The organism is Streptomyces sp. NPDC001450, assembly GCF_053597295.1.
Window position 1 is genome coordinate 36,711 of record NZ_JBSFHY010000038.1, and the last position, 19,817, is coordinate 56,527.

The 19,817-nt window shown below is 71.5% G+C and carries 23 protein-coding genes; 12 read left to right on the forward strand and 11 right to left on the reverse strand.

The window, feature by feature from the left end; all coding sequences use genetic code 11:
- Window positions 1-118 precede the first annotated feature (118 nt).
- From ACWC5O_RS33575 to ACWC5O_RS33590, 4 genes are all read left to right on the forward strand, one after another.
- Window positions 119-367: a hypothetical protein gene (locus tag ACWC5O_RS33575; RefSeq protein ID WP_450583331.1), complete on the forward strand. Its 249-nt coding sequence runs from the start codon at window positions 119-121 to the stop codon at window positions 365-367.
- Window positions 364-948 (forward strand): RNA polymerase sigma factor, encoded by a 585-nt coding sequence (locus ACWC5O_RS33580; RefSeq protein ID WP_450583329.1) that lies wholly within the window; start codon window positions 364-366, stop codon window positions 946-948. Before ACWC5O_RS33575 ends, ACWC5O_RS33580 begins: the two co-directional genes overlap by 4 nt.
- Entirely contained in the window at window positions 945-2,030 is a 1,086-nt protein-coding gene (locus ACWC5O_RS33585) for a hypothetical protein (protein WP_450583327.1), read from the forward strand. The genes ACWC5O_RS33580 and ACWC5O_RS33585 overlap by 4 nt, the downstream gene beginning before the upstream one ends.
- 104 nt (window positions 2,031-2,134) lie before the next feature.
- Entirely contained in the window at window positions 2,135-2,914 is a 780-nt protein-coding gene (locus ACWC5O_RS33590) for a TVP38/TMEM64 family protein (RefSeq protein ID WP_450583325.1), read from the forward strand.
- 26 nt (window positions 2,915-2,940) lie between these two features.
- Here the strand turns inward: ACWC5O_RS33590 and ACWC5O_RS33595 are convergent, their stop codons facing one another.
- Window positions 2,941-4,110, reverse strand: a complete 1,170-nt coding sequence (locus tag ACWC5O_RS33595) for a thiolase family protein (RefSeq protein ID WP_450583323.1) — start codon at window positions 4,108-4,110, stop codon at window positions 2,941-2,943.
- Between the two features lie 116 nt (window positions 4,111-4,226).
- Between ACWC5O_RS33595 and ACWC5O_RS33600 the strand changes: the two genes are divergently transcribed.
- Window positions 4,227-4,697 carry a winged helix-turn-helix transcriptional regulator gene (locus ACWC5O_RS33600; protein WP_450583321.1) on the forward strand — a complete coding sequence of 157 codons (471 nt, stop codon included), beginning with the start codon at window positions 4,227-4,229 and terminating at the stop codon, window positions 4,695-4,697.
- 78 nt (window positions 4,698-4,775) lie between these two features.
- Here ACWC5O_RS33600 and ACWC5O_RS33605 read toward each other — a convergent pair whose 3' ends face one another.
- The 4 genes from ACWC5O_RS33605 to ACWC5O_RS33620 are packed head-to-tail and all read right to left on the reverse strand — an operon-like array spanning window position 4,776 to window position 8,295.
- Window positions 4,776-5,483 (reverse strand): hypothetical protein, encoded by a 708-nt coding sequence (locus tag ACWC5O_RS33605; RefSeq protein ID WP_450583319.1) that lies wholly within the window; start codon window positions 5,481-5,483, stop codon window positions 4,776-4,778.
- 21 nt (window positions 5,484-5,504) lie between these two features.
- Window positions 5,505-6,227 carry a cupin domain-containing protein gene (locus ACWC5O_RS33610; protein ID WP_450583317.1) on the reverse strand — a complete coding sequence of 241 codons (723 nt, stop codon included), beginning with the start codon at window positions 6,225-6,227 and terminating at the stop codon, window positions 5,505-5,507.
- A complete protein-coding gene (locus ACWC5O_RS33615) occupies window positions 6,221-7,150 on the reverse strand; it encodes a DUF6807 domain-containing protein (protein WP_450583315.1) in 930 nt (309 codons plus the stop codon). Before ACWC5O_RS33615 ends, ACWC5O_RS33610 begins: the two co-directional genes overlap by 7 nt.
- Window positions 7,147-8,295, reverse strand: a complete 1,149-nt coding sequence (locus ACWC5O_RS33620; protein WP_450583313.1) for a Gfo/Idh/MocA family protein — start codon at window positions 8,293-8,295, stop codon at window positions 7,147-7,149. Before ACWC5O_RS33620 ends, ACWC5O_RS33615 begins: the two co-directional genes overlap by 4 nt.
- Window positions 8,296-8,550: 255 nt before the next feature.
- Here ACWC5O_RS33620 and ACWC5O_RS33625 point away from each other — a divergent pair, with 255 nt between their 5' ends.
- Window positions 8,551-9,426: an undecaprenyl-diphosphate phosphatase gene (locus tag ACWC5O_RS33625; RefSeq protein WP_450583311.1), complete on the forward strand. Its 876-nt coding sequence runs from the start codon at window positions 8,551-8,553 to the stop codon at window positions 9,424-9,426.
- Between the two features lie 344 nt (window positions 9,427-9,770).
- Window positions 9,771-9,950, forward strand: coding sequence for a hypothetical protein (locus ACWC5O_RS33630; RefSeq protein WP_450583309.1), 180 nt, complete (start codon window positions 9,771-9,773; stop codon window positions 9,948-9,950).
- A gap of 41 nt (window positions 9,951-9,991) precedes the next feature.
- Here ACWC5O_RS33630 and ACWC5O_RS33635 read toward each other — a convergent pair whose 3' ends face one another.
- Window positions 9,992-10,615: a DUF4291 domain-containing protein gene (locus ACWC5O_RS33635; protein ID WP_450583307.1), complete on the reverse strand. Its 624-nt coding sequence runs from the start codon at window positions 10,613-10,615 to the stop codon at window positions 9,992-9,994.
- Window positions 10,616-10,706: 91 nt separating this feature from the next.
- Here ACWC5O_RS33635 and ACWC5O_RS33640 point away from each other — a divergent pair, with 91 nt between their 5' ends.
- Together ACWC5O_RS33640 and lnt are read left to right on the forward strand one after the other, a co-directional pair.
- Window positions 10,707-11,189, forward strand: coding sequence for a nuclear transport factor 2 family protein (locus ACWC5O_RS33640; protein WP_450583305.1), 483 nt, complete (start codon window positions 10,707-10,709; stop codon window positions 11,187-11,189).
- 83 nt (window positions 11,190-11,272) lie between these two features.
- Window positions 11,273-12,838 (forward strand): apolipoprotein N-acyltransferase, encoded by a 1,566-nt coding sequence (lnt, locus tag ACWC5O_RS33645; protein WP_450583303.1) that lies wholly within the window; start codon window positions 11,273-11,275, stop codon window positions 12,836-12,838.
- Here lnt and ACWC5O_RS33650 read toward each other — a convergent pair.
- Together ACWC5O_RS33650 and ACWC5O_RS33655 are read right to left on the reverse strand one after the other, a co-directional pair.
- Complete coding sequence (locus ACWC5O_RS33650; protein WP_450583301.1) at window positions 12,756-13,667, reverse strand: Gfo/Idh/MocA family protein; 912 nt, start codon at window positions 13,665-13,667, stop codon at window positions 12,756-12,758. The genes lnt and ACWC5O_RS33650 overlap by 83 nt on opposite strands.
- A gap of 10 nt (window positions 13,668-13,677) precedes the next feature.
- The gene (locus tag ACWC5O_RS33655; protein WP_450583299.1) at window positions 13,678-14,853 is read right to left on the reverse strand and encodes an FAD-dependent monooxygenase; all 1,176 of its coding nucleotides are present in this window, start codon (window positions 14,851-14,853) and stop codon (window positions 13,678-13,680) included.
- A 74-nt stretch (window positions 14,854-14,927) separates the two neighbouring features.
- Here ACWC5O_RS33655 and ACWC5O_RS33660 point away from each other — a divergent pair, with 74 nt between their 5' ends.
- The 3 genes from ACWC5O_RS33660 (at window position 14,928) to ACWC5O_RS33670 (ending at window position 16,664) form a co-directional block, all read left to right on the forward strand.
- Window positions 14,928-15,518, forward strand: a complete 591-nt coding sequence (locus ACWC5O_RS33660; RefSeq protein ID WP_450583297.1) for a TetR/AcrR family transcriptional regulator — start codon at window positions 14,928-14,930, stop codon at window positions 15,516-15,518.
- 44 nt (window positions 15,519-15,562) lie between these two features.
- Entirely contained in the window at window positions 15,563-16,075 is a 513-nt protein-coding gene (locus tag ACWC5O_RS33665; RefSeq protein ID WP_450583295.1) for a DinB family protein, read from the forward strand.
- A gap of 115 nt (window positions 16,076-16,190) precedes the next feature.
- Entirely contained in the window at window positions 16,191-16,664 is a 474-nt protein-coding gene (locus ACWC5O_RS33670) for a hypothetical protein (RefSeq protein ID WP_450583293.1), read from the forward strand.
- A 24-nt stretch (window positions 16,665-16,688) separates the two neighbouring features.
- Here ACWC5O_RS33670 and ACWC5O_RS33675 read toward each other — a convergent pair whose 3' ends face one another.
- From ACWC5O_RS33675 to ACWC5O_RS33685, 3 genes are all read right to left on the reverse strand, one after another.
- Window positions 16,689-17,210 carry a hypothetical protein gene (locus ACWC5O_RS33675; protein ID WP_450583703.1) on the reverse strand — a complete coding sequence of 174 codons (522 nt, stop codon included), beginning with the start codon at window positions 17,208-17,210 and terminating at the stop codon, window positions 16,689-16,691.
- Between the two features lie 130 nt (window positions 17,211-17,340).
- Entirely contained in the window at window positions 17,341-18,024 is a 684-nt protein-coding gene (locus ACWC5O_RS33680) for a uracil-DNA glycosylase (RefSeq protein ID WP_450583291.1), read from the reverse strand.
- An 82-nt stretch (window positions 18,025-18,106) separates the two neighbouring features.
- Window positions 18,107-19,684 carry an ABC transporter substrate-binding protein gene (locus ACWC5O_RS33685; RefSeq protein ID WP_450583290.1) on the reverse strand — a complete coding sequence of 526 codons (1,578 nt, stop codon included), beginning with the start codon at window positions 19,682-19,684 and terminating at the stop codon, window positions 18,107-18,109.
- Between the last annotated feature and the right edge of the window lie 133 nt (window positions 19,685-19,817).

The following is a 19,817-nucleotide window of genomic DNA, read 5'->3' on the forward strand; positions in this document are numbered from 1 at the left end:
CGTCTCTCATGAGACCGGTTCATCCGGGAGTTCACGATCTTGCCCGCTCGGTGCTCTTACTTGACGACAGGCCTGCCCCCGGCAGGCGACCGCGCCAGGGCACCGAGAAGGAACAGACATGGACTCGGCCACGATCATCGCTCTCGCCTCGTTCGTCACGGCCAAGGTGTGCGCCCTGCTGGCCCTGTGGCTGCGCTTACGCTGGCGCACCCGTGGTGAGCGGCTTCGAAGGCAGTGTGTCCTCGATATCACCAAAGCGGTGATCCCCGGCGCTCGGCTGGAGTTGGATGACCGGATCGGAAACGGACACCGGCTCCGTCTGAAGATCGTCCATGCTTCGGCGCACGAGGGGGACCCCGCAGAATGAGCGACCAGGATCCACTGGACGGTCTGGACATGCCGACGGCCGCATCCGCCGCTCAGCACAGCGGATTCGAGGAGCTGGGCCACGCCGCACGCCTGCTGAAGGACGAGCAGTTCTCGACGTTCTATCGGAGCGTCGTCCGCCAGCTCGTGGGCTTTCTGATCAATCAGGGCGCCACCGTTCCCGCCGCTGCCGACATCGCCCAGGACAGCATGATCAAGGCGTATCAGCGCTGGGCCGACCTTCACGAGCCGAGGGCCTGGGTACACACCGTGGCCTCGCGCGAACTCGCCCGCAGGATCGCCTCGCTCAAAGAGGACCCGGTCGAGTCGGTCCCCGAACCGACATCGCTGCTGCCCCGCCCGGACGCGCTCAGAGAATGGGAGAGCCGCTACGCCCTGCTGCCGGTGCTACGCCGGCTGCCGCCTCGGCAACGCCAGGTCCTGGCCTGGACTCTCGACGGTTACACGCCCGATGACATCGCCGAACAGCTCCACATCAGCTCCGAGGCGGTGCGAAGCAACCTGAAGAAGGCGCGGCGCGCTGCCGCGGAGCATCTCAAGAAGCGGGAGGAGGAACTGTGACCGACCGTCCTGAGTCCGATTCCCTTCAGGAAACCGCAGTTCGCCGCCTCGACGAGTACCAGCACCACCTCATCGAGGGCCTGGACGACATCCTCGACGTCGAAGCCGGCCTGCACGAGGTGCTGCTGCAATCCCGGTACAGCGCGGCGGTGGACGACCTCGGCACCGTCCTGGCCGTGGAGGCGGGACTGAAGTCCGTCCTTCCCCCCATGCCCCCGCCCCCGCGGCCGAGCACACCCGCAACAGGCCCGGCCCGCAGGGCGACCGAGGAAACGCGGTGGTCCGTCACCACATCCGACCGCTGGGCCCTGCGCATGAATCCTCATGTCGCCGAGGCCTATCGAGCGCTCAGAAGCGACGCTGTCATCGCTCACGATCACGGGTCTGTTCCTGGCCAGGTGCGCAGCATCGCTCTCGAGATCACGCACGCGCTCGGTCGCGACCTCGAACTCGCGCAGAACAGCGTTCTCGAAAGCTACAGCGCCCGTGTTCGCGTACCCGACCTCGAACTTGAACGCGTTTTCGAGCGCGCCCGCTCCTTGAACCGCGCTCTCTCGCTGGACCTCGAAAGAGGAGGGGGCAACGCCACCTCCGCCCGCGCGCGCGACCTCGACCGTGCCCGCGCCCTGGTGATGGTCCTGAAACGCGCCGGCAGGTACGCCAACTTCACCCCCTCCCTGGCTCTCATCCTCCGCCGTGCCCTCGACCGCGCCGACGACGTCGTCCGCGTTCTCGAACTCGCCGGCTCAACCGGTGGGCTGCTCGGCTCCCTCATCGTCACCATCCGGGTCACCGAGGTCGCCCGAGCCGTCGGAATGGTGCTCCACCGCGAGCCACCCGCGCTCGACGGCACATCCGTGCACACATTCGTCAACGACTTCACCACCTCTGATCTCCGGGCCGTTCCGTTGGACGGCGTGGACCTCGACGGAGTGCGGTGGTCCGAAACGGGAACTCGGTGGCCGCCCGTGGTGGACGTCGAAGATCTCAAGGCACGCTCGGAAGAATCCCCCGCGCACAGCGGCATCTGGGTGGTCCGGTCAGGAACGGCCCCCATGCGCGATTTCGCCGACATGGGATAGCCGGGACGGGCCGACATGGGACAGCCCGGCACACCCTGCGCTCCGGGACGGTGATGAGAGGGACCATACGGCGATCACACGCATGCGTCGGTTAGTGTCACCGGATGCTCGATGCCAACCGCTCTGGCACCGCCACGGCCTCTCCCCGGGCCGCCGCCATGGAGCCGGCCGTCCCCGCGGCCGTTCCCGTCCCGCGCCTGCCGCGCACGGGGTTCGCCGCCCGCTGCACGCGCGTGGTGCTGTCGCCGTACGCACGGCTGTCCCTGCTGCTCGCCCTGCTCGCGGGCGCCGCGTCCTGCGTGCTCGCCTTCGAGCCGCAGCGGCTGCTGACGCACGGCTGGCCGCCGCAGCTCGGTGGGGCCGCGGCGGCCGTCGTGTTCGCGGTGGCGTACGGGCTGTGCACGGTGGCGTTCGTGCCGCGCCCCCTGTTGAATCTGGGGGCGGGTGCGCTGTTCGGCTCCCAGCTCGGGCTGACGACGGCGCTGGCCGGCACGGTGCTCGGCGCCGGGGTGGCCTTCGGGCTCGGCCGGATGCTGGGGCAGGACGCGCTGCGGCCGTTGCTGCGCGGCCGCTGGCTGAGGGCGGCCGACGGGCAGCTCAGCCGGCACGGGTTCCGTTCGATGCTGGCGGCGCGGCTCTTCCCGGGTGTGCCGTTCTGGGCGGCGAACTACTGCGCCGCCGTCTCCCGGATGGGCTGGCTGCCGTTCCTGCTGGCCACAGCGCTCGGTTCGATCCCGAACACGGCCGCCTACGCGGTCGCCGGCGCCCGTGCCTCGGCGCCGACCTCGCCCGCCTTCCTGATCGCGATGGCCTGCATCGCCGTACCGGCGCTCGCGGGCACGGTGGTGGCCTGGCGCAAGCGCCACCACCTGCGCGGCCAGTGATCAGCCGTTGATCAGCCAGTGATCCTTCAGACGCCTTCCAGGATCATCGCGTTGGCGAGCCCGCCCGCCTCGCACATGGTCTGCAGGGCGTAGCGCGCCCCGCGTTCGCGCATGGCGTGGACCAGGGTGGTGGTCAGGCGGGTGCCGCTGGCACCCAGGGGGTGGCCGAGGGCGATGGCGCCGCCGTGCACGTTGACCTTGGCGAGGTCGGCGCCGGTCTCCTGCTGCCAGGAGAGGACCACGCTGGAGAAGGCCTCGTTGATCTCGAACAGGTCGATGTCGGCCAGACTCAGCGAGGCCCGGCGCAGCACCTTCTCCGTCGCCGGGATGACGCCGGTGAGCATCAGCAGCGGGTCGGAGCCGGTGACGGCGAAGCTGTGCAGACGGGCGAGCGGGCGCAGGCCGAGGCGGGCCGCGGTCTCGCTGGAGGTGATCAGGACGGCGGAGGCGCCGTCGTTGACGGGGCTCGCGTTGCCCGCGGTGACGTTCCACTCGATCTGCGGGAAGCGCTCGGCGAAGCCGGGGTCGTGGTAGGCGGGCTTGAGGCCGCCGAGGATCTCCGGGGTGCTGCCGGGCCGTACGCACTCGTCGCGGGTGACGCCCTCCAGCGGCGCGACCTCGGCGTCGAACAGCCCGGCCTCCCACGCGGCGGCGGCCTTGTGGTGCGAGGAGACCGCGAACTCGTCCATCCGCGCGCGCGTGAGGGACCACTTGGCGGCGATGAGTTCGGCGCTGATGCCCTGCGGGACGAGGCCCTCCGGGTAGCGCTCGGCGATGCCCGGACCGAAGGGGTCCTTGCCGGCCGGCACGTTGGACCACATCGGCACCCGGCTCATCGACTCCACGCCGCAGGCGACGACGAGGTCGTAGGCGCCCGAGATGACGCCCTGCGCGGCGAAGTGCACGGCCTGCTGGGAGGAGCCGCACTGGCGGTCCACGGTGGTCGCCGGGACCGTCTCGGGGAATCCGGCCGCGAGGACGGCGTACCGGGTGGTGTTCATGGCCTGCTCGCCGACCTGGTCGACGGTGCCGCCGATGACGTCGTCGATCAGCGTCGGGTCGACGCCGGAGCGTTCGACCAGGGTGCGCAGGGTGTGGGCGAGGAGCTGCACGGGGTGGACGTGGGCGAGGGAGCCGTTCGGCTTGCCCTTGCCGATGGGGGTGCGTACGGCTTCGACGATGACTGCGTCTCGCATGGTGCGGGCCTCCTTGGCCGCCTGGCTACCCGAAGGGAGCTACCAGTGAGTAGGAAATCCAAACTCACGATAGCTCGCCAGGTTGGAAAATCAAACCCTCCTCTAGACTGGCCACCATGGCCGCCACGAAAGACCCGCGCCCCTGTTCCATCGCCGACGCCCTCGCCCTGGTCGGCGAGAAGTACTCCCTGCTCGTCCTGCGGGAGGTGTGCCTCGGCAACGGCCGCTTCGACCAGCTGGTGCGCAACATCGGCGCCCCGCGCGACATCCTGGCCACCCGGCTGCGCCGGCTCGTGGACGCGGGGATCCTCACCAAGCGCGCCTACAGCGAACGCCCACAGCGCTTCGAGTACCGGCCCACACCGGCAGGCCTGGAGCTGGAGCCGGTCCTGATGACCCTCAAGGAGTGGGGCGACCGCCACCTGCGCAAGGGAGCCGACCTCCCCATGGTCATCGAGCACAGCTGCGGCAGCGAACTGGTCCCCCAGGTCACCTGCCGGGCCTGCGGCGAGCCCGTCCACCACGACGACCTGACGGCCCGCCCACAGGCCCCGGGCTGGACGGTCGCCGGCCCGACGGCCGCCTAGTACGGCGACGGTGCCCGCGGCAACGGCGTAGAGCGACTCATCGACCGGTCGCAGATCTACCGGGCCGTGACACAGAACCTAGTCGCCCGCCTCGGCGCCGGCGACGCTCTCCGCCAGGCCGAACACCGTCTCGCACTCCGGGCACGTCACCCGGCCGAAGAGCCGGGCCAGCCAGTCGGCCACCGCTTCCTGCCCGGCATCGACGGCCATCGCGTGCAGACGGGCGCCGGTGCCCGTCAGGTTTGCGGGGTGCGCGGGGTGCAGTTCGGCCTCACAGTGGTCGACGTACTCGCCCACCTGAACGACGGTGAGGGCCTCGCAGTGCGGGCACTCGGCCTCGAACTCCTCCAGCAGCATCTCCAGTTCCCGCGACCAGAACGGCACGCCCTCGAACGCGAGCAGGAACTGCGTGTGGTACACGAACTTCGTCGGATCACCCGTCGGGATCTCCGCCAGACAGGCGCGGGCCACCGGAAGCAACTCGGCGATCTGGTCCTCGTACCGGGGTCGCTCCGCCGGCTCCGCCTCGGCCACGACGAAGCCGGCCAGCGCCACCGCCTCGTCCCGGTCGCCGGCCGCGCGGCCCGTGGCGATGTCCGTGAGCAGCGGCAACGCGGCGAAACTCGCGCTGTACACGCTGCCCTGGTGACACAGAGCCGACCAGAGCGCGCGCCAGACCTGCTCGTCGCCCGGCCCGCCGTCGAGCCGGGCGAAGAGTCCGGGTATGTCGTCGGCCGGCCCGTAGGCGTGCGTGAGCTGCGACCAGTCGATCGTGAGGCGCGTCATGCGACGCATTGTGTCCTGCCCCTACGACAACGCCTCCGACCGGTACACGTCCAGCCGCCCGCACATCCCGAACTTCCCCAGTTCTGACGGCTGTTCGGACCGCACGGTGGCAGCGGCGAGGTGGGAGACGTCACCGCGTTCGAGGCGGGTCAGGTGGTCGCCGGTGGTCTCGGCGGCCGCTCGCGCCCCCTGCCGCCACCGCTCGCGCCACTCCGCCAGCCGGGGCCGCACGAGGGCGGTGGCGGCTCGGTGGAAGGCGGCCAGGGGCTCGGGGCCGGTGGCCTCGCGCAGGGTGCGGTAGCCCTCCAGGGCGAGGTCGCGGCGGGCGCGGGCGAGCCGCTCCCGTTCCTTCTCCGGCGTGTCGGCCGGGATCGTGGTCGCGGCGGCGTACGTGTCCGGGTCGGTCAGGTACTCCGGGGGCAGGGTGAGCACCGCGTCGCCGGCCTCCGGCAGGCCGCTGTTCTGCATCAGGACGGTGATGCGCAGGTCGCCCTCGTTGACCAGCCGGTGGACGGTGCCCGGGGTGAACCAGGCGACCGTGCCCGCCTCCAGGCGTGTGACCTCGTAACCGGACACCGTCAGCGTCTGCACGGCACCGGTCCCGCCCGTGACCATGTACCCCTCCGAACAGGCCAGGTGCAGATGGGGTGTCCCGCCGTGCAGGCCGTCGGCGGCGGGCCAGTCGTAGACGCACAGGCGCGAGACGGCGACTCCGCCGGGCAGCCCGCCGTACACGTTCACCACGGATGTGCCTCCAGATACTTGGCGATCTCCTCCCGCTCCCAGGCGCCGTCGGCGACGACGACGCGGTAGCGGCGGGTGAGGGTGTCGCAGGGGGCCAGCTCCAGCTCCTCGTGGAAGGCCCAGGACGGGGCGACGCCCGCGAAGGGGTCGTTGCGGACGAACCAGTGGGCGGGGTGGGCGCCCCCGGCGCCGGAGTGATCGTTCTCCGGAGCGTGAGCGAAGACGACGGTGGCGTGGCCGTCGGCGCCGTCGTGCTCGCCGGACAGGGCCAGCCAGGGGCCCTGCGTGCCCATCAGCTCCGGGCCCTCCCCGCCGGGGCCGATGATCCGGCCGTCACGGAAGCCGCGCGGGCCGCGCCAGAACAGGCCCGTGTAGCCGGCCATCGCGCGCCCGGCGGTGGTCGGACTGCCGAAGCGGAGCAGCTCGTCGCGGCGGTTGGTCACCGCGGACGACCAGGTCAGCGCCCAGGAGCCGCAAGCCGGGTCGATATCGTGCACCTCGATGCGGCGGACCTCCTCGGCCCACAGCTCGCCGCTGTGCGGGTGCCAGGTCAGCCGCTCGGCGATGACGGCCCGGTCCTCGTCGGCGGCGACCTCGTCGAAGCCGACGTGCGTCATCGAGCCGACCCGCTCCGGGAGTTCGAGATAGCCCCGTCCATGGACGTACGTGTTGCCGCCCCACAGGTTCGCCCCGGACAGGTGTGAGGCCGTCAGGGACAGGCCCTTGTGCCAGCGGTGGTCGTTGGGCCGGTAGTCCGTGACGACGTCGCCCGCCAGGGTCCGCACCGGGTGGAGGTACGGCTTCGGCGCTTCCCAGGCCGCCTCCGGGCGGTAGACGTAGGCGAACAGCTCGACGCCGGTGAGCGGTTCGGTCACCGTGATCCGGTCGCCGTGGGCGTGGACGAGGCGCAGTCCGCCGCTCATGCCGGAACCTCCTCGGCCGCCTCGGGCGCCCAGCCGGGCGCGTCGCCGTGCAGGGCCGTGTAGTACGGGTCGCCGGGCCCGATCTCGCCCCGTCGTACGGTCGTGTCGGTGAACGCCGACTTGTACAGGGCGGTGATCAGCTCCAGGCTGGTGCGCCCGTCCGCCCCGCTGCTGCGCGGCCGCTCGCCCGCGCGCATGCTCGCGACCAGCTCCCGCAGCTGGGCGAGGTGCGAACTGGGCACGTCGGGCCCGAAGTCCCGCCAGGCGGTGGCCTGTTCGGACGGCACGTCGGGAGCCGGGGTGATGCGCCAGTTGTCGTTGGCGTGCCCGTAGAGGTGGGTCAGTTCGACGGTGGCGCGTGCGCAGTCGATGCGGATGCGGCTGACCTCGTCGGGGCTGAGCACGCTGTTGACGACGGTCGCCAGCGCGCCGTTCTCGAAGCGGACGAGCGCGGTGGAGACGTCCTCGGTCTCCACGTCGTGCACCAGCCGGCCGGCCATGGCCCGCACCTCGCTCCACGGCCCGAGCAGGTCCAGCAGCAGATCCATCTGATGGATGCCGTGCCCCATGGCCGGGCCGCCGCCCTCGGTGTGCCAGCGCCCCCGCCAGGGCACGGCGTAGTAGGCGGTGTCCCGGTACCAGGTGGTCTGGCAGTGCGCCACCAGCGGGCGCCCCATCGCCTGCTCGGCGAGCAGCTGCCGTACATGCCGGGATCCGGAGCCGAAGCGGTGCTGGAAGACGATCGACGCGTACGGCCCGCCGTCGGTGCCCTCCTCCGCCTCGATCGCGTCGAAGTCGGCGAGCGAGGGCACCGGGGGCTTCTCGCACCACACCCAGGCCCCGGCGCGCAGCGCAGCCACCGTCTGTGCGCGGTGCAGCGTGGGCGGGGTGCCGATGGTGACCAGGTCGGGCCGCTGTTCCGCGAGCATCAGGTCGAGGTCGGTGTAGGCGTGCGGGATGCCGGCCTCGGCGCAGAACGCCTCCACGGCGTCCTTGTCGATGTCGACGGCGGCCACGACCTCCGTCTCGCCCTCGTCGGCGAGTCGGCCGAGCGCGGGCAGATGCGATCCGCGCCCGATGGCACCGGTGCCGATGACGGCGGCCCGGATGCGCCGGCCGGCGAAGGGGGATGTCGAGCGAGGCATGGGCGGTTTCAGCACTCCTCCGGGGACGGCGGCGGGCGCGGTGCGGCGGGTGCAGCAAGCGCTTTCTCCTGCGCTGCAACGTAAGCGGAGGCGCCGGGGCCGGTCAACACCCGGTACTTCCTGCGCATCTTCGTGTCCCGCCTCTCACCGCGGGCCGACGGCGAACCCCTGTTCCCATGCGGCCCCGGGAGCCCGATACGCTGCTCCAGTCACATGATCACCACGCATCCCATCAGCACTTGGACGTCGTACTTCATGTCTTGGTTTGAATCGCTCGTCCTCGGACTCGTCCAGGGGCTGACCGAGTTCCTGCCCGTCTCCTCCAGTGCGCATCTGCGGCTGACCGCGGCCTTCTCGGGCTGGAAGGACCCGGGAGCGGCCTTCACCGCGATCACCCAGATCGGTACGGAGGCGGCGGTACTGATCTACTTCCGCAAGGACATCGGTCGGATCGTCTCGGCCTGGTTCCGGTCGCTGTCCGACAAGGCGATGCGGCAGAACCACGACGCCCAGATGGGCTGGCTGGTGATCGTCGGCTCGATCCCGATCGGCGTGCTCGGTGTGACGCTCAAGGACCAGATCGAGGGGCCGTTCCGTGATCTGCGGATCACCGCGACGATGCTCATCGTCGTCGGCGTGGTGATCGGCATCGCCGACCGCCTGGCGGCCCGTGACGAGACCGGGGGGCGGCACCGCGCGCCCAAGCAGCGCAAGACGCTGGAGAACCTCGGCGTCAAGGACGGCCTGATCTTCGGTCTCTGTCAGGCGTGCGCCCTCATCCCCGGCGTCTCCCGCTCCGGAGCGACCATCAGCGGCGGCCTGTTCATGGGCTACAAGCGCGAGGCGGCGGCCCGTTACTCCTTCCTGCTGGCCATCCCGGCGGTGCTGGCGTCCGGACTGTTCGAGGTGAAGGACTCGGTGGGCAGCGGCGATGTCGACTGGGGCCCGACCCTGTTCGCGACGTTGATCGCGTTCGGGTCGGGATACGCGGTGATCGCCTGGTTCATGAAGTGGATCTCCAACAAGAGCTTCATGCCGTTCGTCTGGTACCGCATCGCCCTCGGCATCGTCATCATCGCGCTGGTGACGGCGGGCGCCCTGAGCCCCCACGCGGCGGAATCCGCGAGCTGACGGCGTCGGCGACCCACCCCGACTCCTCGCCTCCCGCCACCGTTTCGGACATCTCCCGTGCGCTGGACGGGGCGGACCCGAACGAGTCCTGTCCAACCTGCCCGCGCACTCCGCCGAAGTAGCCATGGCCTGCGGATTCAGTGGCCGCCCGGGGGACGAACAGGCGTATCCGGACCGGTAGTTCACCGCCACCCGCGGCCTCTTGCGCGCGGCGACCTGCGGGGCATATGCCTTCTGGGCTGGCGCGACCGAGAACGCGGACGCGGTCGCCGGTGACCAACCCCATACGTTCTGAGTAGCCGGGCGGTAGCGCAGTGTCAGTGCTTGCCCCTACGCTTGTCCGCATGTCCCCCGATTCCCTACACCCTGGTTCCGTGCGGTCTGCTGCCGAGGTGAACGAGCAGATCCGGGCGCTGTGGCTGCGTGCGGGCGGCACCCTGTCGGCCCAGGAGCGCGCGGAGTACGAGCTGTTGGTGGTCGAGTGGGCGGAGGCCATCCGCGGAAAGATCATCGAGGCGGCCTGAGACCGGAGTCCGGAGCCGGTGTCGGTGTCGGACCGGCGACGCTACCCGCGCAGATGCGCGAGCACCTCGTCGGCCACGGCATACGGCCGCTCCTCCGGCAGCAGCTGCGCCGCCCGGTCGAGGTCGCCGGCCCGTACCAGCGCGTGGATCTCCGTCGCCAGCGGTGTCACGTCCTCGATACCGACGATCCACTCGTCGGCGTACCGGGCGGCCGCCTCGCCCGCGAGCCCGAGCTGCAGCGAGCGGTGCGGCAGCGGGTTGAGATGCAGGTCCCGCTCCGGGCCCCACTGGACGCGGGCCGGCGACTGCCTCAACTCCCTTTTCCAGGCGGCCTGGTTCTCGTGCAGGCCGGAGACGTAGTGCGACAGGCAGGAGTGCCGCAGAGCCCACTCGAAGCCGTCGCGGGCGATCTCGACGGCGAGGACCGTCTCCTGGCCCTCCTTGGTGCCCCAACCGCAGCGGTACATCATCCACAGGAAGGACGGTTTGATCCAGGTCATCCGGTCCCGCTTCCAGGAGGCCGGAAAGCGGCCGGTGCGGGCCGCGGGGCCGCCGATCTCCGGGCGGTACGCCTGGTAGACGGTGACCGTGGAATCCGTGTGGCGGGCCCGGATCCGGAACTTCGGCTCGGGTTCAACTACTTGTTCGACTGACTGATCGTTCACGAGGACAGGTTCGGTCGCCCACCCTCCCCCGCACCACCGAATATTCGGCGCGCCTCTTGGCACCTCGCCTCCGGTGCCCAACACTGTGCCGATGACGCAGCGTGTGGAGCTCGCTACCGTGATGGACCGGCTGGCCGTGGACGAGTTGGTCACCGAGTACGCGGTGGCGGTGGACGACGGTGACTGGGCGGCGTACCGAGGGTTGTTCACGCCGGACGGGCGGGCCGACTACCGTTCCGCCGGCGGCATCGAGGGCGAGGCCGGCCGGGTGGCCGGATGGCTCGCCGAGAGCCTGGACCTGTTCGCGATGCGGCAGCATCTGATCGTCAACCGGCGGCTGCGGTTCGGGATCCTGGAGCACGACACCGGAGACACCGCCCGGGTGCGCGCCGACTACGTCAACCCGATGCGCTTCGCCGGCGACGGCGGCTCCGGCGCGCCGGACCTGGTGTGCGGCGGCCGGTACGACTTCGGGCTGCTGCGCACGCGGGAGGGCTGGCGGCTGCGCGAGGTCGTCGTGCACGAGAAGTGGCGCCGGCTGCCCGAGCGCAGCCCGGCGGCCCTGCCCGAGTGAGCCGCTGAGCCGCCTCGACGCCCTCTGTCGGAGATCGCTTCCGGCGCGCACACTGGAGGCAGCCCTTGGTAGGGAGACTCCGTATGAGGACGTTCGACCGCTGGCTGACCACCCCCTGGCGGCGCTCCGTCGCCGCCGCTCTCGCGGGCGCTCTGCCTGTGCTCGCGTTCCCGGCGCCCTCGCTGTGGTGGTTCGCGTACGTCGCCCTGGTGCCCTGGATCCTGCTGGTGCGCTCGGCACCGACCGGGCGGCGGGCGGCGTACGACGGCTGGTGCGGCGGCTTCGGGTTGATGCTGGCCGTGCACCACTGGCTGCTGCCGAGCCTGCACGTGTTCCTGTTCCTGATAGCCGGGCTGCTGAGTCTGCTGTGGGCGCCCTGGGGCTGGCTGGTCCGCAGGTTCCTGGGCGGGGTGCCGTCGCCGGGGCGGGGCGTGGCCGCGCTGCTGGTGCTGCCGTCCGCGTGGCTGGCGGTGGAGTTGGTCCGCTCCTGGCAAGGCCTCGGCGGGCCCTGGGGCATGCTCGGCTCCAGCCAGTGGCAGGTGGGCCCGGCGCTGCGGCTGGCCTCGGTGGGCGGGGTGTGGCTGCTCAGTTTCCTGGTGGTGGCCGTCAACGTCGCGGTCGCCATGCTGGTGGCCGTGCGTGAGTTCCGGATACCCGCCCTCGCCTCGCTCCTCGCCACGGCCGCCGCCACCTCGGCGGCCTGGGCGTGGTCACCCCGCCCGGACATCGACGGACGCGTGCGGATCGCCGTCGTACAGCCCGGCGTCATGGACGGCGGCGACCGGCGCTTCGACCACGAGGAGCAGCTGACCCGGCAGTTGGCCGGACAGCACGTCGACCTGGTCGTCTGGGGCGAGAGCAGCGTCGGCTTCGATCTGAGCCGCCGGCCCGACCTGGCGCGGCGGATCGCGGCGCTGTCCCGGCAGACCGGTGCGGACATCCTGGTCAACGTGGACGCACGCCGCTCGGACCGGCCCGGCATCTACAAGAGCTCGGTGCTGATCGGCCCGGACGGTCCGACCGGCGCCCGGTACGACAAGATGCGCCTCGTTCCCTTCGGGGAGTACATCCCGGCCCGCTCCCTGCTCGGCTGGGCCACCTCCGTCGGCAAGGCGGCGGGCGAGGACCGGCGGCGCGGCACCGAGCAGGTCGTGATGGACGTCGGGCACGGGCTGCGCATCGGCCCGATGATCTGCTTCGAGACCGCGTTCCCCGACATGAGCAGGCATCTCGCGCAGGACGGTGCCGACGTGCTCCTCGGCCAGTCCGCGACCTCGACCTTCCAGCGCAGCTGGGCTCCGGAGCAGCACGCCTCGCTGGCCGCGCTGCGCGCCGCCGAGACCGGCCGCCCGATGGTGCACGCCACCCTGACCGGGGTCTCCGCCGTCTACGGCCCCAGCGGCGAGCGCCTCGGTCCGTGGCTCGGCACCGGCGCGAGCACCGCCCGGGTGTACGAGGTGCCGCTCGCGCACGGCGTCACGCCGTACGTCCGCTACGGCGACTGGCCGGTGCTCGGCGCGCTGCTCGTGCTGGCCGCGCTGTGCGGCACCGAGGGCGTGCGGGCGCTCAGGCAGCGCCGGACGGGTCGAGAACCGCTCGTACGACCCGCTCGCACAGCTCATGGGTCGCCAGTGCGTCACGGGCGCTGAGCACCTTGCCGGCGCGCACCGCCTCCAGGAAGGCGAGGACCGCCTGCTCGATGCCGCGCTGCCGGGCCACCGGCACCCAGTCGCCGCGCCGGCGCACCGTCGGCTGTCCCTTGTGGTCGACGACCTCGGCGAGGTTGAGCACCTGGCGCTTGGTGTCCTGGCCGGAGACCTCCAGGATCTCCTCGGCCGAGCCGCTGAGCCGGTTCATCACGCCCAGCGCGGTGAAGCCGTCCCCGGCCAGCTGGAGCACGATGTGGTGGAGCAGCCCGGCCCCGGTGCGGGCGCGGACGGTGACGTCGTCGACCGGGCCCGGCACCAGGAACCGCAGGGTGTCGACGACGTGGATGAAGTCGTCCAGGATCATCGAGCGCGGTTCCTCGGGCAGCCCGATCCGGTTCTTCTGCATGAGGATCAGCTCGCGCGGGTGGTCCTGGCACTGCGCGTACGCGGGGGCGTAGCGCCGGTTGAAGCCGACGAAGAGCGAGACCTCGCACTCCTCGGCGAGGGCCACCAGCCGTTCGGAGTCGGCGAGTTCGTAGGCGAGGGGCTTGTCCACGTAGGTGGGCACGCCCGCTTCGAGCAGCCGGGTGACGATCTCCGGGTGGGCGACGGTGGGCGCGTGCACGAAGGCCGCGTCGAGGCCCGCCTCCAGCAGGGAGTCCAGGGCCGTGTGCCGCCGGTCCCCGGGCAGGTGGAGCGAGTCCGCGACCCGGGTGAGGGTGTCGGGCGTGCGCGTCTGCAGGTGGAGGTCGATCTCCGGCTGGGCGCCCAGCACCGGCAGGTACGCCTTCTGCGCGATGTCCCCGAGACCGATGCAGCCGACCTTCACGTGCGCTCCCCTACCGCTTGCCTGCGTGTGCCTCCTCGGAAGCATACGGCGGCCGCCAGTCGGCGATGCCGTCGAAGCTCCGCAGGAACAGTGCTGGACCGGCCTTCGACAGGGCGGCGACCGCGGTGTCGCGTACGGCGACGACGGCGCGACCCTCGGCCATGTTGAGGCGGGCCACCTTCACGGCCTGCCGGGCGATAGCGGTCGTACGCGGCAGCCGGGCGGCCGTGTACGCGGCCAGGTCGTCGCAGTGGTGGGCCAGGACGACCGCGTCCTCGACGGCCTGGTTGCCGCCCTGGCCCAGGGTCGGCGGCATGGCGTGGGCGGCGTCGCCGAGGAGGGCGACCCGGCCCAGGTGGTGGGCGGGCAGGGGCCGGGCGATGTGGTGGACGTCGTGGCGCAGGACGTCCTCGGGGCGGGCGGCGCCGATGACGGCGGGGATCGGGTCGTGCCAGTTCCCGAACCGGCGCAGCAGTTCGGCCCTCTCGTCGTCGGGAGCCCGCTCCCCGGCCGGGGTCACGGCGGCCGCGTAGGCGTAGACCCGGCCGTCCTTGAGCGGGTGGGTGCCCCAGATGCGGCCCCGGCCCCAGGTCTCGTGCGAGGCGAACTCGACACCGGGCACCGGGATCAGCACCCGCCAGGTGGTGAACCCGGCGTACACCGGCCCCGGGTGGGCGGGGAACAGCGCGCTGCGGACACGGGAGTTGACGCCGTCCGCGCCGACCACCAGGTCGGCCTCCAGTTCCTCGCCGGCCACGGCCACCCGGGCCGGGCGGGCCCTGTCCCCCGGGTCGGCGAGGGCCGCGGCGGCCGCCGTACGGACGGCGCCGGGCGGGAGCAGCGCGGCGAGGCGGTCGACGAGGGTGGTGCGGGGCAGCAGGACCAGCGGGCCGCCGAAGCGGGCGGCGGCGGCCTCGGCGCTGGAGCGGGACAGCCACCGCCCGCCCGGGGTTCGCAGGCCTCCGTCCCCCTGCCAGGCGGCCAGGTCGCGGATCTCGTCGCCGACGCCGATGACGTCCAGGGCGCGCAGGGCGTTCGGGGCGAGCGAGATGGCCGCGCCCACCGGCTCCAGCGAGCGGGCCCGCTCCAGCACGGTGACCTCCCAGCCCCGCCGGAGCAGGGCCGCGGCCGTGGTCAGGCCTCCGATTCCGCCGCCGATGACGATCGCGCGGGCCGACTGTGCCATGACTCCTCCTGAGAACTACAGTTGTAGTGTGCGCGACTTTACTACAGCCGTAGTGAAGCGGGTAGGGTCGGCTCATGTCCGTACGCACCCCGAGCGCGTCCCGCGCCGATCTCGTGGCCGACACCGCCCTCGCCCTGCTCGCCGAGCGCGGGATGCGCGGGCTGACGCACCGCGCGGTGGACGAGGCGGCCGGGCTGCCGCAGGGCTCGACCTCGAACGTGGCGCGCACCCGGCAGGCGCTGCTGGAGCTCGCGGTGCGGCGGCACGCCGAGCGGGAGGCCCGGGTGCTCGCACTGGAGGAGATGCCGGACCCGCGGGGCGGGCTCGACGCACTGGCCGAGGGACTGGCCCTGGCGGTGCACCGCTCCCTGACCCGGGGCCGCGAGCTGCTGATCGCCCGCTACGAACTGGCCCTGGAAGCCTCCCGCCGCCCCGAGCTGCGCGCCTACTACGACGCGACCGGCGCCGTCTTCAAGGAGCAGCTGGCGGCGCTGCTCACCGCCGTCGGCTCGACCGACCCGGCCCGGCACGTGCTGTCGGTGATCGCCTGGGCGGACGGGCTGATGTTCTCGTGCGCGGCCGGCTCCTTCAGCGCCGAGGTGCCGAGCCTGGAGGAGGTCCGCAAGGGGTTGCGGGAGCTGCTGGCGGGGATGCTGGGCACCTGAAAACTCTCTGGTGGCGCCCTGCGTGGTCTTGCGAGGATGCGGGCATGACGACCGAACGCCATGAGCCCGCCCAGAACGCCGGTGAACGCGCCATGCTGGAAGGCTGGTTGGACTACCACCGCCAGACGCTGGCCTGGAAGTGCGAGGGCCTGACCGACGAGCAACTGCGGACCGCGTCCGTGCCGCCGTCCGAGCTGTCCCTGATGGGCCTGGTACGGCACATGGCCGAGGTGGAGCGGGGCTGGTTCCGCAAGGTCCTGGTGGGCGACGACCCCGGGCCGGTCTACTTCACCGAGGAGGACCGGGACGGCGAGTTCCACCTCACCGCGGCGGACACCTGGGAGGAGGCGTACGGCACCTGGCAGGCGGAGATCGAGACGGCCCGGCGCAACGCGGCCGGCTTCGCGCTCGACGACCTCTCCCGGGGCAAGAGCCGGTTCACCGAGGAGCCGTTCAACCTCCGCTGGATCTACACGCACATGATCGAGGAGTACGCCCGGCACAACGGCCACGCCGACCTCGTCCGCGAGCGGATCGACGGCGCCACCGGCGACTGAACGTCACCCTCGGCACTCCGGGACCCTCCGTACGGGGCACGAGATCACCCGTGCGGGGGGCTCAACCTCCGGTGTGCGGTGCCAATCCGGGGGCCGACCCACCAGAGTTGCCCGGGTGCATCGAACGACGTCCACCGCAGCGCTCCTGGTCACCGTGGCCGCCTCGGCCCTCTCCGGCTGTGTGACGGTACCGCCATCGGCGACATCGGCGCGCCCGCCCGACACCGCGCCCTCGCATCCGACCGCGCCCCGGCCGGACGGCAGTGCCGAGCCGCGGGTGGTGCAGGCTCCGGCGCGGGAGGCACTGGAGATGGCCGGCCCGTCCAAGCACCGGCGCCCCGGCCACCCGGCCGCCACCCCGCACCGGGCACCGACCACACCGCCGGTCACCCACCGCCCGCCGTCCCCACCCGCACACCCTGGGCCGCACCCGCGCCCGGACCACCCCGGCGAGCCGCGCGTCGACCCCCCGGACGTGTCACAGCCGGCCCCGAAGACCCCGGACGTGTGCGCCCTCGGCAAGCAGTACGGCGGCTGGCGAGGGGACAGTCCCGAGACGGTGATCTGCGAGCAGGCGTACGGCCATTGACCTGGCGGTACAGGGATACAGCCGCTAGGGGGTGGGTCGCTGTCGCGGTGGGCCCCAGGAGTCGCCGCCCGGGGAGTCGTCCTCCCCCAGGCGCAGCTCCAGGCGGCTGATCGCCGCCCGTACGCCGTTGCCGTAGCCGTCGTCGGTCAGGGAGCCCGCGGCGCGGCGGGCCCGGCGCAGCTGGCTGCGGGCCGCCTCGGCGCGGCCCAGCTTGACGTAGTCGGCGGCCAGGTTGAGGTGGAGCGAGGGGAGGAAGGCGCGGACGCTCAGCGGGGCACCGGCGCCGCGGCCGTCCGCCAGCTCCTCCGCCGCCGACAATGCCCTGAGGTCCCAGGCCAGTTCGTCGGACGGGTCGTCCTGGGTGTCGGCCAGGTAGTGGGCCAGGGTGCAGCGGTGCAGCGGGGCGCCGTCCTCGCCGATCTCCGCCCACAGCTGGAGGAAGCGGTGCCGGGCCTCCTCGCGATCGCCGCCGTGATGCAGCATCACGACCTGCCCGATCCGCGTCAGCACGGCATCCGGCGCCGCCTGCTCCTGTCGCTCCGCCACCACGTCCTCCGGGGCCGTCGTCGGCTGTCTGGTCAGCTGTCCGGACATCTGTCCGTCCCGACGCTAACCGGCGGGGACGGCAATCCCGGGCAGGCGGCCCCGTACGACACGGGGCCGCCCGCGGGGCGCGTCAGCCCAGGTTCGGGATGGTCCAGTCGATGGCCTCGTGACCCTGCGCGGCGATCGCCTCGTTGATCTGCGTGAACGGGTGGGAGCCGAAGAACTTCTTCGCGGACAGCGGCGAGGGGTGCGCGCCCTTGACCACGACGTGCCGACTCTCGTCGATCAGCGGGAGCTTCTTCTGCGCGTAGTTGCCCCACAGCACGAAGACCGCCGGGTCGGGCCGGGAGACGACCGCCCGGATGACGGCGTCGGTGAACTTCTCCCAGCCCTTGCCCTTGTGCGAGTTGGCCTCGCCGGCCCGGACGGTGAGCACCGCGTTGAGCAGCAGCACGCCCTGCTCGGCCCACGGCATCAGATAGCCGTTGTCCGGGACGGGCAGGCCCAGCTCCTCCTGCATCTCCTTGTAGATGTTCCGGAGGGAGGGCGGGGTCTTCACCCCCGGGCGGACGGAGAAGCACAGGCCGTGCCCCTGGCCCTCGCCGTGGTACGGGTCCTGGCCGAGGACGAGGACCTTGACCTTCTCGTACGGCGTCGCCTCCAGCGCGGCGAAGACCTCTTCGCGCGGCGGGTAGACGGGACCGTTCGCCCGCTCCTCCTCGACGAACTCGGTCAGCTCCTTGAAGTAGGGCTGCTGCAGCTCGTCGCCCAGAACCCCGCGCCAGGACTCGGGCAGCATGGCGATGTCGGTCACGTCAACGTCCTCACGATGTGCGGTCACTTGCCGACTCAAGAACCTACAGGCGACCACTGACAACCGGTGCCGCAAGCCGGATTCACCAGCTGGTCTTGCGGTGCAGCTCCCACATCATCATGATCGTCGACGGGTCGAGGGCGCGCTCGCCGCCGGACATGTCGTCGGTCGCCGCCACGTACTGCCGCCCCTGCCACAGCGGGATCAGCCGGGCGTCGTTCACCATGATCTGCTGGGCCTCCTTGAGGTCCTTGACCACCCTGGCGCGGTCGCTCTGGGCGCGCGAGCGGGGCAGCAGCACCGAGGTGATCTGCTTGGAGTCGTAGGGCGTACCGAGCGCGTTCTTCTCGCCGACGAACGGCGCGATGAAGTTGTCCGCGTCGGGGAAGTCCGGGAACCAGCCGCGGCCGAACACCGGGTACTCGCCCTTCTGGTAGCCGACCACGTAGGTCTTCCAGGGGCGGCTCTTGAGGGTGATCGAGAACAGGCCGGAGTCGTCCAGCTGCCGCTTGAGCTCCTGGAACATCAGGGCCGTCTCGGAGCCGTAGCGGTCGGTGGTGTACCAGAGGGTGAGCGGGACGCGCTGGGTGATGCCCGCGTTCTGGAGGATCTTGCGGGCCTTGGAGACGCTCGGGTCGCCGAAGTCGTCGAAGAAAGCCGTGGTGTGGCCGGTGAGGCCCCTGGGGACCATGGAGTACAGCGGGTCCACGGTGTCCTTGTAGACCTTGTGCGCGATGGCGCCCCGGTCGACGACCTGGGCGACGGCCTTGCGGACGGCGGGCTGCTTGGCCCACTGGTCCTTGGGGTTGAACACCAGGTAGCTGATGTCCGTGCCCGCGCCGTCGACCAGCTGGAGATCGGTGTTGCCGTGCCGCTGCAGGGCGATGATGTCGTCGGCGGCCAGACCGCGGTAGGTGACGTCGATCTGCTTGTCGTGCAGCGCCTTGACCATGCTGGCCGAGTCCTGGAAGTAGCGGATGGTCACCGCGTCGTTCTGCCGCTTGGCGAAGCCGTCGTACCGGTCGTTGCGGACCAGTACGGCCTTCTTGCCCTCCTCGTAGGACTGCAGCTCGTACGGTCCGGAGCCGTAGACCTTGCTGTCCTTGCGCAGGGAGTTCGCGGGGTAGTCGTCGGGGTCGACGATCGACATGGCCGGGGTGGCCAGCACGAACGGGAACGTGGCGTCCGACTGGTTGAGGTGGAAGACCACCTCGCGGTCGCCGACCGTGTCCACGCTCTCCAGGCTGCCGAGCAGTCCGGCGGGGCCGCCGGGGGCGTTGATGGTGCGGATGCGGTTGATGGAGTGCTGGACGGCCTTGGCGTCCAGCTGGTCTCCGTCGGCGAACTTCATGCCCTCGCGCAGCTTGCAGCGGTAGGTGCGGCTGCTGGCGTCGGTGAAGGAGCAGCTCTCGGCGGCGTCGGGCTGGGGGGTCGTGGCACCGTTCGGGTAGGCCAGAAGCGTCTGGAAGATGTTCCGGTACAGCTCCCAGGAGCCGTCCCAGGCACCGGCCGGGTCGAGCGTGCTGGGGGCACTGGTGGTGCCCACGACGATGGGGCCCTTGCTGTCGGGATCGCCGTCGGACAGCAGACCGCAGCCGGCCACCAGGGATATGGACGCGATCGCCGCGACTCTCCGCAGGAATCGGTTCCGGTTGAACACGCGCACGCTCCTCGATCTGCCATACCAAGGGTCGGCAGACCATACCGCAGCGGCCGGGCCTCTGAACCACCCCAGGGGTCGAAGTTCTTGATCGTTGTGCTATGACGACGTTGTCATTGCGCTGTGCGGACCG